Origin of the sequence: Streptomyces sp. HmicA12 (genome assembly GCF_000373565.1) — a bacterium.
GTDB lineage: Bacteria > Actinomycetota > Actinomycetes > Streptomycetales > Streptomycetaceae > Streptomyces.
In genome coordinates this window covers 1-11,551 of record NZ_KB891804.1, presented here as the reverse complement: position 1 = coordinate 11,551, position 11,551 = coordinate 1, and the positions used below count along the sequence as shown (strand labels likewise).

Genomic DNA, 11,551 nt, shown 5'->3' with positions numbered 1-11,551 from the left:
GGCCGAGAACGTGAATCAAGACGTCACCGTCACCGACCCCACGCTCGTGAAGCGCGCGGTGAAGGCGGCGGCACTCGGCAACGCGATGGAATGGTTCGACTTCGGTGTCTACGGCTACCTGACCGCGACGCTCGGCCACGTCTTCTTCCCGGCCGCGTCCAGCACCGCCCAGGTCCTGGCCACGCTCGGCACGTTCGCCGCCGCCTTCCTGGTGCGCCCCATCGGCGGTGCCTTCTTCGGCCCGCTCGGCGACCGCATCGGCCGGCAGAAGGTCCTCGCCATCACCATGATCATGATGGCGGCGGGCACCTTCGCGATCGGCCTGATCCCGTCGTACGGGGCGATCGGCGTGTGGGCGCCGGTGCTGCTGATCGTGGCCCGCATGGTGCAGGGCTTCTCGACCGGTGGTGAGTACGGCGGCGCGTGCACGTTCATCGCCGAGTACGCGCCGGACAAGCGCCGCGGCTTCTTCGGCTCGTTCCTGGAGCTGGGCACGAACGCCGGTTACGTGGCCGGTGCGACGCTCGCGACCGTCCTGATCACGACGCTGCCGTCCGACTCCCTGTACAGCTGGGGCTGGCGCATCCCGTTCCTGATCGCCGGTCCGATCGGCCTGGTCGGTCTGTACGTGCGGATGAAGCTCGAAGAGACCCCCGCCTTCAAGAAGCTGACGCAGGAGGCCGAGGCGAAGGAGAAGTCCTTCCCGAAGCCGAAGATCAAGGAGATGTTCGTCGGCAACGCCGGTGCGATGGCCGCGTGCATCGCCCTGGTCCTCGTCTTCAACGTCACCGACTACATGCTGCTGTCGTACATGCCCACGTTCCTGAGCGAGGAGCTGCACTACGACGCCACGCACGGCACGATCATCCTGATCGGCGTCATGCTGCTGATGATGGTCGTGCAGCTCCCGATGGGCATGGCCAACGACCGCTTCGGCCACCGCAAGGTGATCGGCGGCGCCTGCGTCGGCTTCCTGCTGCTCTCGGTCCCGGCCCTGCTGCTGATCCAGGCGGGCTCGACCTGGGCGATCGCCGTCGGCCTCGCGGCCCTCGGACTGCTGCTCGTCGGCTTCACGTCGTCGATGCCGTCGACGCTGCCGGCCCTGTTCCCGACGAAGGTCCGCTACGGCTCGCTGTCCGTGGGCTTCAACCTGTCGGTCTCGCTGTTCGGCGGCACGACCCCGCTGGTCGCCGCCGCGCTGATCGCCGGCACGGGGAACCTGATGATCCCGGCGTACTACATGATGGCCGCGGCCGTCATCGGCGGAATCGCGGCCTGGCGGATGCGGGAGTCCGCGGGCCGGCCGCTTCCTGGTTCGCCGCCGGCCGTCTGATTGTTCGGCACCCCGTGACGCGTACGGGCCGCAGTCGCGTCTGCTCATCGACAGAGCAGACGCGACCGCGGCTTTTCCGTGGCTGAGCATGCCCACGCGGCGGAGCCGCACATCGATACAGCCCCGCGCCCCTGCGGGGCGCACCGCGCAACGGTCGGGTAACGGCAGGAACCACCCCCACGACCGCCCCCGTCGCTACGCGCATGACGCCACCCGCGACTCCCGCGCCACCCCTCACCACCCGGGCCAGGGCCCTGCTCGTCGCCCTGAGCGTGCTCGCGCTCCAGCTGGCCTGGCTGGCCGCACCGGCCTACGCCTGCGGCTGCGGCGCGATGGTGCCGCGCGACGGCGAGCGGATCTTCGTCAACGAGGAGACGTCGGCGGTCAGTTGGGACGGCCGCACCGAACAGATCGTGATGCGCCTGTCGATGGGCGGCACCGGCCGCGCCGCCGCCTGGATCATGCCGGTCCCACACCGCGCGGACGTCGAACTCGGCGACCCCGAGCTGTTCACGCAGCTCGCCGAGGCGACCGAGCCCGAGCACCGGACCCGGCACCACTTCTGGCCGCGCGGCGACGACTGGCCGTTCGACGGCGGGAATGCGGGCGACGGCGCCGCCGCGCCCTCCGCCCCGGCCCCCGGCTCCGGCGTGGGCGTCGTCGGGCGTGAGCACCTCGGCCCGTTCGACGTCGCCCGCCTCACCGCCACCGACCCCGACGCCCTCGCCGACTGGCTGAAGGAGAACGGCTTCCGGCTCCCCGAACGCCTGAGCAAGGCCCTTCAGCCGTACGTCGATCAGGGCTGGGAGTACGTCGCGATCCGCCTCGCCCCCGAGGAGAAGGGCCGGACCCTCGCCGGGCAGCTCGACCCGCTGCACCTCACCTTCGCCAGCGACCGCCTCGTCTATCCGATGCGGCTGTCACGGCTGGCCCGCGATTCCCAGCACCTCAACCTGTACGTCCTGGCCCGCCACCGCATGGAACCCCGCTCGGCGATCGGCGGCTCCGCACCGAAGGTGACGTACGCGGGCCGGCTCACCGCCACCCACGGCGCGCTGGAACAACTGGCGCGCGACACCCCGTACTTGACGGCCTACACCCAGGAGTTCGGGATCCCGGCCGCGATCGGCGGCGACCACGAGCTGCGGCGTGCGGCGCACGACACCCCGTACCGCACGATCATCTGGAAGAACGAACTGCTCACGGTCGGCCCCGGCATGCCCGTGTGGCTCCTGACGGTCCTCGGCACGCTCGCGGCGGCCCTTGCCGCCCTGCTGCTCGTGCGCCGCGCGCACCGGCGCCGCCCGGTGATCGCGCCGCCGCCCGTGACCGTGCCGCCGCCCCTAGGCTGACGTCCATGACCACACCACAACCGCAGACCTCGACGGCGGTGGACACCTACCTCAGCGATCTGCTGGCACCGGCCGACGAGGCCCTCGCGGCCGCGCTCGCCGACAGCGACGCGGCGGGCCTGCCCAGCATCAGCGTCTCGGCCACCCACGGAAAACTGCTGCACCTGCTCGCCCGGATCCAGGGCGCCCGGCACATCCTGGAGATCGGCACGCTCGGCGGCTACAGCACCATCTGGCTGGCCCGCGCGCTGCCCGCCGACGGCTCCCTGATCACCCTGGAGTGCAGCCCGCGCCACGCGGAGGTGGCCCGCGCCAACATCGCGCGGGCGGGCCTGGACAAGACGGTCGAGGTGCGGGTCGGCGCCGCCCTCGACTCGCTTCCCCGACTCCGTGACGAGAAGCGGGACTTCGACCTGGTCTTCATCGACGCGGACAAGGCCAACAACCCGAACTACCTGGAGTGGGCGCTGCGTCTGACCCACCCCGGCAGCGTGATCGTCGTCGACAACGTAGTGCGCGGCGGCCGCGTCGCGGACCCCGAGAACACCGACCCGGACGTCATCGGCACCCGCAGTGCCCTGCAACTCCTCGCCGACCACCCGAAGTTGGACGCCACGGCGATCCAGACGGTGGGCGCGAAGGGCCACGACGGCTTCGCCCTGGCGTACGTGATCGGCTGACCGGGACGGCTCACGTCTCGTGATAGAAGCCCACGTTCACACTGCGCGGCCCGCTCCGGTCGAGGACGACGACCTCACCGGAGCCGCCGTGCGGAAGCGTCAACGCCCCTCCGTACGACAGCGGTTGGCCGGGACCCTGCGTCCCGAGCCGCACCCGCACCTCCGACGACGGGTCCGCCTGCGAGCCGCGCAGCCAGAACACGCTCCACTCCCCGTTCGGCCCGCACCGGAACTCCAGGTGCACCCGCGACACGAACAGCCAGTCCTCCGGCGTGGCGAGCCGGCACACGCTGCCGTCCCGCCCCACCCGCAACACCGCCCCCGGTTCGCTCGGCGCCTCGGCCATCACCATGCCGGCCGTGGCCCCCGCGTCGGCTCCGGCCACCGTGGCCATGGTCAGTTCGAGCACCGCACTCCCCCAGCGTTCACGTCGCGCGCCTCATGTAGCGGCCGCATCCTAAGCCCCTACGATCCGCCCGGAGCCGTCTGCGGGACAATGCACGTATGACCGAACGCAAACCACCCGGCGTCAGCTTCGAGTCATTCGTCGACAAGCAGATCCGCGAGGCCGAGCGCCGAGGCGACTTCTCCGCCCTGCCCGGCGCGGGCAAACCCTTCGCGCCCGGCGACGACTCCACCACGTACGACGAGAACTGGTGGATCAAACGGAAGATGGCCCGCGAGGGCCTCTCGGTGCTGCCCCCGTCCCTGGCCCTGCGCAAAGAGGTCGAGGACACCTTCGCGGCGCTCCCGCGGACGGCCTCCGAGCACACGGTCCGCCGCGTCCTCACGGAGCTCAACGACAAGATCCGCGACATGATGTTCAAGCCGCCGCCCGGCCCGCCGCTCGGCCTGAAGCCGTACGACGTGGACGAGGCCGTACGGCAGTGGCGGATCGACCGCGAGGGGCGACGGCTGCCCGTCACGGGACTCACCGTCCGCCAGGTGCGGGTCGACCACCGGCTCACGTTCCTGCTCGGCGAGGCCGCCGCCGACGACGCGCACGACGCCGAGGCGCTGCTCGTCGTCGCGGCGACGGCCCGCCTGGAGGGCGCGGAAGGCCCGGCCGCCACCCTTGTCCCCGGCGAACAGCTGGTCGCTCCCGCGCTCGCCCTGTTCGGCACGGTGACGACCTCGGCCGTCGCCCGCCCGGACGGCCATCTGGTCTTGGAGTTCTCCGACGGCACCCGGCTGACCGTGGCCCCCGACCCCGGCCTCGACGGGCGGGCGTGGAGCGTCACGGATCCGCGGGGCAACCCGCTCACCTGACCCGTACCGGCCCTGCGGCAGGATGAGCCCATGAGCATCGTCAAGATCAACGTCCTGACCGTTCCCGCCGAACAGCGGGAGATCCTGGAGAAGCGCTTCGCGTCCCGCGCCGGCGCGGTGGAGAACTCGGACGGCTTCGAGTGGTTCGAGCTGCTGCGCCCCATCGAGGGCACCGACGACTACCTGGTCTACACGCGGTGGCGTGACGAGGAGTCGTTCCAGGCGTGGATGGAGGGCCCGATGAAGTCGGCCCACCAGGGCCCGCAGGACGCCGACCGCCCCAAGCCGGCGTCGAGCAGCGCCGCGGTGTGGTCCTTCGAGGTCGTGCAGCAGGCGGCGCCGAAGAGCGCCTGACGCGCGGCGCCGCCCCGTCCCCGTCCCCGTCCCCGTCCCCGGGGGCATACGGCTGCCCCGCGCCGTCGTCCGAGGCGCGGGGCAGCCGGTCACGCACGTGGTGGTGCGGGTGATGCGGGTGGTGCGGGCGTCACAGCTTCAGCAGCCGCTCCGCCGTCTCCCGGTAGTCGCGCAGCGCGAGCCGCAGCTTCTCGGTGTCCTCGGTGGAACCCTCCCAGGACGTGCGGAGGGTGCGACGGTGCCCGGCGAGGTTCTCGGCCAGGCGGGTCGCCAGGTCCTCCAGGACGTGGTCGGCCTCCTCGACGGAGGCGCGGGGCTGGTCGACGAAACCGCTGACCGCGTGCCGCAACCGGCCGGTCAGCTCGTCGCGGGTGTCCGTGGACACCAGCTCCGTGGCCACGCCGTGGCTGTCGCCGTGGTGGTGCTCGCGCCCTTCGCGGCTCTCACGGATCTCACGGGCCGCGACCGGCGGGGCCGCCCCCTCGGCCGTCTTCGGTGTGCCGCTTGTGCCCGGCGCGGGGGTCGCGGGCCGCTCGGGTATCGGGCCCGGACTCTGCGTCGGCCCCGGCCCGCCCTGCCGCGGCACGCTCTGGTCCTGTTCCCGGTCCTGGCCCATGCCGTCCTGACCGGCTCGTTCCTGACCGGTTCGTTCCTGACCGAAGCGGGCCTGTGCCGCTCGATCGGCCTGACCGGCCTGACCGGTGCGGTCCTGTCCGATGTCTTCACGTCGCGTGCGGTCGATGTCCGCCATCACTCGTCAGCTCCCCTCATTGCCTTCGGAAAAGTCAATTGCCCTTGGACAGGCGCCCCTTGAGGGCGTGCTTCCGATCGGGCGACGCGTCGTCGCCGCGCCCCGCCGCTTCGTCGTGTCCAGTCCCGTCGTGCCGCGCGCCGTCAAGGCGCGTCTCGTCGTGGCGCTCGTCGCGCCGCGTCTCGTCGTGGCGCGTCTCGTCGTGGCGCCGGCCCGTCGTGCGGTGTTCCGTGCCGAGCAGTACGTCGAACAGGGCCCGCGCGTCGACCATCGCCGTGCGCAGTTCCTCCGTACCCGCGCGGCTCTCCTCGGCGCGGCCCGGCCGGGCGTGTGCCGCCCGGTGCACGCGGCGGTAGCCGTCGACCTGCGGACCGTGGTGGACCGACAGCGCGGCGAGCTGCTCGTCGTAGCTGCCCGCGTCGGGGAAGCCACGGTCCTTGGCGAGATCCGCCAGGATCAGGTCCGCCTCGGCGACCGCCTCGGAGGGGGACGCGACGAACCGCTCCTGGGCCTCGGCCCAGCGCGCCAGGTACCGCTCGTGCGCGGCGGGCTCCAGGGGCCGCTCACGCAACGAACCGTGCTGCCGTACCCGTTCGGCCAGCTCGCGCTCGGCGGCCTTGGTGTCGCCGTCGTGCCGGGCCACCTCCCGGTCGTACTCGGGGCCGAAGCGGCGCCTGAGGCCGCGCCCGCCGCGGGGCGCGGTGCGCGCGGCGAAGATTCCCGCCGCGACGACGACCACGATCCCCACCACGATCAGAGCGATGATCACGCCTGTGGACATGGGTGTCTCCCGACCTTCCCGGTGGTATCCCTCGAAACTGGGATCTGCGAACTGTGCTGCTCCGCACCGGGTGACCGCCCGTGACCGAATCAAACAGACCACGCCCGACCGGTCGGGAAACGGCTTGCGCACACCCGCCCCGCCACCCCCACAATCCCCCCATGCACTCCGCCTCCCTCTGGACCGTCTCCCCCGAGCCGTACGACTCCGCGGTGTCCGCCGCGCTCTGGCGCGCGTACTACACGGAGGTGAGCGACCGCTGGTACCTGCTGCACGAGGGGCGGCGCACGGACCCGGCGGAGCTGGAGCGCGGGATCGCGGCCGACAGCGGGAGCCGACTCAAGGCGCCCGGCGGGCAGTTGCTCGTCGCCCGGCACGGCGGCGAGCCCGCGGGCACCGCCGGGGTGCTGATGGTGGACGCCGACACGGCGGAGCTCACCCGGGTCTACGTACGGGAGGAACTGCGCGGCAAGGGCGGCGCGGCGCTGCTCGTGGGCGCCGCCGAGGACGCGGCCCGCGCGCTCGGCGCCGCGCGCGTCCGGCTCGACACCCGGGGCGACCTGACCGAGGCCCGTGCCCTGTACGCCCGGCTCGGCTACGAGGAGACCGCGCCGCACAACGACGACAGGTACGCCGAGCACTGGTTCCTCAAGCGGCTGGCCTGACCGCCTGCTTCGTCGCTCCGTCGTGCGGCCGCTCCGCGTCAGAGCCGCACATCTCCGCGTTCAGCTCGGACACCAACTGCCGCAGATCCGTGGGCCGTTCGGGACCCCACCAGTCTCCGAGCAGCTCGGCGAGGGACTCCTCGCGGGCCCGGCCGAGGCGCGCCGCGACCTCGCGTCCCTCGTCCGTCAGGACCAGGTCGAGTCCTTCGCGCACGGCGAGCCGCCGCTCCTCGACCTGGCGGGCCGCCTCGATGATCACGGGCAGCGGTACGGCGCTGCGCTCGGCGAGGGCGGCGGGCTCGGCCCAGCCGCACCGGTTGATGCGCAGGACGAGCCAACTGGCCGCGGGCAGCAGGTCGTAGCCCGCCCGCGCGGTGATCTTCTCGTAGATCGCGCGCCGCCCCTCGCGCGTCCCGAGCGTCGACAGGGCCCGCGCGCACTCGTCGTACGACGACCGGTGGACCGGGTTGGAGGCGAGCGTCTCGGTCACGTCCGGCGCGGTGACGGAGCCGCGCAGCTTGTCCTCGCGCAGGAACCAGGCCAGCGCGAAGGCGACCAGGGTGACCGGCACGGCGTAGACGAAGACATCGGTGATCGAGGTCGCGAACGCGTGCAGCACGGGCGGCTGGAGCGCGGCGGGCAGTTCGGCGATGCCGCGCGGGTCCGCGCTCAGCGAGTCCGGCGTGACGCCGGGCGGTAGCTGCTGCCCCGCCAGGGCCGAACTCAGCTTGCCGCTCAGCCGGTTGGTGAAGATGGTGCCGAAGATCGCGACGCCGAAGGAGGCGCCGATGGAGCGGAAGAAGGTCGCGCCGGAGGTGGCGACGCCCAGGTCCTCGTACGGGACGGCGTTCTGCACGATGAGGACGAGCACCTGCATGACGAGGCCGAGCCCGAAGCCGAAGACGAAGAAGTAGCAGCTCATCTGCCAGGTGGAGCTGTTCTCGGTGAGGTTGTGCAGGAGGAGCAGGCCGAGGGTGGTCACGGCGGTGCCCGCGATCGGGAAGACCTTCCAGCGGCCGGTGCGGCTGACGATCTGCCCGGACGCGGTCGACGAGATGAGCATGCCGGCCACCATCGGCAGCATGTGCACGCCGGACATGGTCGGCGAGACGCCCTGCACGACCTGGAGGAACGTCGGCAGGTAGGTCATCGCGCCGAACATCGCGAAGCCGACGACGAAGCTGATGACGGCGGTGAGCGTGAACGTGCGGACCCGGAACAGCTTCATCGGGAGCACCGGTTCCGCGGCCCGGAACTCGGTGAACACGAAGACGACGGCCAGCACGACGCCGAGGATCGCCAGCCCGATGATCTGGGCCGATCCCCAGGCCCAGGTCGTCCCGCCGAGCGATGCCACCAGGACGAGGCAGGTGGCGACGGACGCGATGAGGAAGGTGCCGAGGTAGTCGATCCGGTGCTTCCGCGAGCGGACCGGGATGTGCAGGGCGGCGGCGATCACGGCGAGCGCGACGATGCCGATGGGCAGATTCACGTAGAAGACCCAGCGCCAGCTGAGGTGCTCGGTGAACAGTCCGCCGAGCAGCGGTCCGAGCACGCTGGTGGTGCCGAAGACGGCGCCGAACAGGCCCTGGTACTTGCCCCGTTCGCGCGGCGGCACGATGTCGCCGACGATCGCCATGGACAGCACCATGAGACCGCCGCCGCCGAGGCCCTGCAAGGCGCGGAAGCCGATCAGCTCGGCCATGTTCTGCGCCATGCCGCACAGCGCGGACCCGACGAGGAAGATCACGATCGCGATCTGGAAGAGCCTCTTGCGCCCGTACTGGTCGCCGAGCTTGCCCCACAGCGGGGTCGCCGCGGTGGCCGCCAGCATGTAGGCGGTCACGACCCACGACAGGTGCTCCAGGCCGCCGAGGTCGCTGACGATCGTCGGCAGGGCCGTGGACACGATCGTCTGGTCGAGCGCGGCCAGCAGCATGCCGAGCAGCAGCGCGCCGATGGAGACGAGCACACCGCTGCTCTTGGCGGTGTCGCCGGGTGCGGGGCTGTGCGTACGGCTGCCGCCGTTGTCGGCTGTGGCGCCGGTGCCGGCCATGCCGGCCGTGTCGCCGTTCTCCGGGCTGCTCATGGCCACCTCCCAGGGCACCCCGGCCCGACCGGCCGAGGGCTTGGTACTTCCCATCCTGGTAGGTGTGACCGGGTTTGGCCTGTTGAGTCCTGCCCCGGTCGGCCCTCTTCCCCGGGGCTCGCGCTGCGCCCCGCTCCCGGGGTCTGCATAATGCGCTGCAGCTCTCGGGGGGAGGGCGGCTCTCGGGGAGGGGGCGGAAAATGAGCGAGGACCGACACGACCGACATGGGGACCGGATCGGGGACGGGGCCGACGACGAGGCCGAAGCAAAGGCCGCGGCCAAGGCGGGCGACCCGGCTGAGGGCGGGACCGGCAGCACTCCGGGGCCTGAGGCGCGGGAGCACGTCCGCAGGGCGGACGGCGACGAAACGGACGACTTCGCTCCGCTCCGCGTGCGGCCCTACGTCACCCTGCCCGAGCCGTCGCAGCCGCTGCCGCCGCGCGTCTGCGACCCGTACGCGCGTCCGCCCGCACCCACGCCCGCGTACACCGGGGCGGCCGCGCCGCACGACGACGAGGACCCCGAGCCACCGGCCCGCCGGGCCCCCGTCCTGCTGCTGGCGGCGATCGCCGGAGTGCTGAGCGCGGTGGCGCTGGTGTCGGTGCTGATCATGTCGGGGGGCGACGACGCCTCTACGGTGGACACGGCCGCCTCGACGGCGACCCTGCCGGCCGAGGTACCGGAGAGCGCCACCCGGAGCGCCTCAGCGGCATCCAGCCCGCCGAGTCACGCCCCCTCGCCCTCACCGTCGGCCTCCGCGCCGTCGGCGACCCCCTCGCCGACGGCGTCCCGGACCCCCACGTCCAGCCCGTCCGCGACGCGCTCGGCCTCGGCGTCCCCCACCGCGTCCCCGTCGGCGTCCCGTACCTCGGCAGCGGCGGCCCCGACGGTCCTGCAACGGGGCGACCACGGCCCCGAGGTCGCCGAACTCCAGGGCCGCCTCAAGCAATTGGCCCTGTACATGGGCGAACCGAACGGCAACTTCAACGGCATGACGGAGTTCGGCGTCCGCAACTTCCAGATGGCCCGCGGCGTGCGGGGCGACGCACCGGGCACGTACGGCCCGGCGACCCGCCAGGCGCTGGAGGCCGAGACGACGGGCTAGTACCCCGCAGGGGCCCTGCCCGCGCTGCCCTCACCCCACGTGGAGCAGGATCTCCTCGCCGGAGACCTCGACCCGCACGCTCCGCAGATCGGCCACGTGCACGGTGGGGCCGTGCGCCCCGGCGCGGGGCCCCACGCCGACGACGCGCATCCCCGCGGCGCGGCCCGCGGCGATCCCCGCGCCCGAGTCCTCGAAGACGACGCAGTCCGCCGGGGCGATGCCCAGTTCGGCGGCCCCCTTGAGGAACCCCTCGGGGTCCGGCTTGCTGGCCCCCACGTTCTCGGCGGTGACCCGCACCGCCGGATACGGCAGGCCCGCGGCGGCCATCCGCCCGGTCGACAGCGCCACGTCGGCCGAGGTCACCAGGGCGTGCGGCACCCCGCCCGAGAGGAGTGAGTCCAGGAACTCCGCGGCGCCCGGCACCGGCACGACGCCGTCCATGTCGGCGGTCTCCTGGGCGAGCATGCGGGCGTTGTCGGCGAGGTTCTCCTCCTGGGACCGCCCGGGCAGCAACTCGGCCATCGTGGCGTGTCCCTGGCGCCCGTGCGCGACCGCCATGACGTCGTCCCCGTCGAACCCGTGGTCCGCGGCCCAGCGCCGCCAGATCCGTTCGACCACGGCATCGGAGTTGACGAGCGTGCCGTCCATGTCGAGCAGGAGGGCGCGCGCGGAGAGAACGGTGGGCGTGGCCGTCATCGGCAGGCTCCAGAGAACGGAGACGTGAGGTGGAACAAGGCGGCCCCGCCCACCGGTCAGGGTGAGTGGGCGGGAACCACTTTGTTCCCACACGATACAAAACGCGCACGGAAGATCGCCACCGGGCCCCGCCAGGGGCGCGAGGAGCGGCGCGAAAAGCCCCCTCCGAGCCCCGAAGGGGCGCGAGGAACGGCGCGAGAAGCCCCACCGGCCGGCACTCGCGGACAACCGGTGGCGGCGGGGATCCGGGGGCGCGGCCCCCGGGGATCGGGACGGGGAGGGGAGGAGGGGGCGACCCCAAGAACGCGCACCCCCCGCCTCCCGCACCCACCCCCTCGCCCACCTCCACCCCCTCCCGCACCCGACCTCCCGCGGGCGCAGCCACACCCTCCCGCGCCCCAACTCACCGCAGGCACAGCCGCACCCACCCCCTCCCGCACCCCAACTCACCGCAGGCACAGCCACACCCACCCCC

General features: G+C 72.6%; 12 protein-coding genes and 1 pseudogene. 8 read left to right on the top strand and 5 right to left on the bottom strand.

What is annotated here, in order from left to right; all coding sequences use genetic code 11:
- The first annotated feature begins 10 nt into the window (after positions 1–10).
- From B072_RS0113320 to B072_RS0113310, 3 genes are all read left to right on the top strand, one after another.
- Positions 11–1,333 (top strand): MFS transporter, encoded by a 1,323-nt coding sequence (locus B072_RS0113320; protein ID WP_234018848.1) that lies wholly within the window; start codon positions 11–13, stop codon positions 1,331–1,333.
- 203 nt (positions 1,334–1,536) lie between these two features.
- Positions 1,537–2,685, top strand: coding sequence for a DUF2330 domain-containing protein (locus B072_RS0113315; protein WP_018530446.1), 1,149 nt, complete (start codon positions 1,537–1,539; stop codon positions 2,683–2,685).
- 5 nt (positions 2,686–2,690) lie between these two features.
- Entirely contained in the window at positions 2,691–3,365 is a 675-nt protein-coding gene (locus B072_RS0113310) for an O-methyltransferase (RefSeq protein WP_043243913.1), read from the top strand.
- A 10-nt stretch (positions 3,366–3,375) separates the two neighbouring features.
- Here the strand turns inward: B072_RS0113310 and B072_RS0113305 are convergent, their stop codons facing one another.
- Positions 3,376–3,774, bottom strand: a complete 399-nt coding sequence (locus B072_RS0113305; RefSeq protein WP_018530444.1) for a hypothetical protein — start codon at positions 3,772–3,774, stop codon at positions 3,376–3,378.
- A gap of 95 nt (positions 3,775–3,869) precedes the next feature.
- Between B072_RS0113305 and B072_RS49120 the strand changes: the two are divergent.
- The 3 genes and pseudogenes from B072_RS49120 to B072_RS0113295 all read left to right on the top strand — a co-directional run.
- Positions 3,870–4,277, top strand: a pseudogene (locus B072_RS49120) (DUF1992 domain-containing protein); the annotation flags it as partial.
- Positions 4,260–4,634, top strand: a complete 375-nt coding sequence (locus B072_RS49115) for a DUF6188 family protein (RefSeq protein ID WP_420707537.1) — start codon at positions 4,260–4,262, stop codon at positions 4,632–4,634. The pseudogene B072_RS49120 and the gene B072_RS49115, both read left to right, overlap by 18 nt.
- A 30-nt stretch (positions 4,635–4,664) precedes the next feature.
- The gene (locus B072_RS0113295; RefSeq protein ID WP_018530442.1) at positions 4,665–4,988 is read left to right on the top strand and encodes an antibiotic biosynthesis monooxygenase family protein; all 324 of its coding nucleotides are present in this window, start codon (positions 4,665–4,667) and stop codon (positions 4,986–4,988) included.
- Positions 4,989–5,118: 130 nt separating this feature from the next.
- Here B072_RS0113295 and B072_RS48675 read toward each other — a convergent pair whose 3' ends face one another.
- Positions 5,119–5,739, bottom strand: coding sequence for a hypothetical protein (locus B072_RS48675; RefSeq protein ID WP_018530441.1), 621 nt, complete (start codon positions 5,737–5,739; stop codon positions 5,119–5,121).
- Positions 5,740–5,773: 34 nt separating this feature from the next.
- Complete coding sequence (locus B072_RS0113285) at positions 5,774–6,520, bottom strand: hypothetical protein (protein WP_018530440.1); 747 nt, start codon at positions 6,518–6,520, stop codon at positions 5,774–5,776.
- A 161-nt stretch (positions 6,521–6,681) separates the two neighbouring features.
- Between B072_RS0113285 and B072_RS0113280 the strand changes: the two genes are divergently transcribed.
- Positions 6,682–7,185, top strand: coding sequence for a GNAT family N-acetyltransferase (locus B072_RS0113280; protein ID WP_018530439.1), 504 nt, complete (start codon positions 6,682–6,684; stop codon positions 7,183–7,185).
- Here the strand turns inward: B072_RS0113280 and B072_RS0113275 are convergent.
- Positions 7,169–9,274, bottom strand: a complete 2,106-nt coding sequence (locus tag B072_RS0113275; RefSeq protein WP_018530438.1) for an MDR family MFS transporter — start codon at positions 9,272–9,274, stop codon at positions 7,169–7,171. The genes B072_RS0113280 and B072_RS0113275 overlap by 17 nt on opposite strands.
- Before the next feature lie 200 nt (positions 9,275–9,474).
- On the opposite strand from B072_RS0113275, the gene B072_RS43125 reads away from it, so the two are divergent.
- Positions 9,475–10,380, top strand: a complete 906-nt coding sequence (locus tag B072_RS43125; RefSeq protein WP_018530437.1) for a peptidoglycan-binding domain-containing protein — start codon at positions 9,475–9,477, stop codon at positions 10,378–10,380.
- Between the two features lie 30 nt (positions 10,381–10,410).
- On the opposite strand, the gene B072_RS0113265 is transcribed toward B072_RS43125, so the two are convergent.
- The gene (locus tag B072_RS0113265; protein WP_018530436.1) at positions 10,411–11,076 is read right to left on the bottom strand and encodes an HAD-IA family hydrolase; all 666 of its coding nucleotides are present in this window, start codon (positions 11,074–11,076) and stop codon (positions 10,411–10,413) included.
- Between the last annotated feature and the right edge of the window lie 475 nt (positions 11,077–11,551).

Coding starts and splice junctions, on each gene's coding strand:
- B072_RS0113295 (WP_018530442.1), top strand. CDS start 4,665: ATGAGCATCGTCAAGATCAACGTCCTGACCGTTCCCGCCGAACAGCGG.
- B072_RS0113265 (WP_018530436.1), bottom strand. CDS start 11,076: ATGACGGCCACGCCCACCGTTCTCTCCGCGCGCGCCCTCCTGCTCGAC.
- B072_RS48675 (WP_018530441.1), bottom strand. CDS start 5,739: ATGGCGGACATCGACCGCACGCGACGTGAAGACATCGGACAGGACCGC.
- B072_RS0113280 (WP_018530439.1), top strand. CDS start 6,682: ATGCACTCCGCCTCCCTCTGGACCGTCTCCCCCGAGCCGTACGACTCC.
- B072_RS0113310 (WP_043243913.1), top strand. CDS start 2,691: ATGACCACACCACAACCGCAGACCTCGACGGCGGTGGACACCTACCTC.
- B072_RS43125 (WP_018530437.1), top strand. CDS start 9,475: ATGAGCGAGGACCGACACGACCGACATGGGGACCGGATCGGGGACGGG.
- B072_RS0113285 (WP_018530440.1), bottom strand. CDS start 6,520: ATGTCCACAGGCGTGATCATCGCTCTGATCGTGGTGGGGATCGTGGTC.
- B072_RS0113315 (WP_018530446.1), top strand. CDS start 1,537: ATGACGCCACCCGCGACTCCCGCGCCACCCCTCACCACCCGGGCCAGG.
- B072_RS0113275 (WP_018530438.1), bottom strand. CDS start 9,274: ATGAGCAGCCCGGAGAACGGCGACACGGCCGGCATGGCCGGCACCGGC.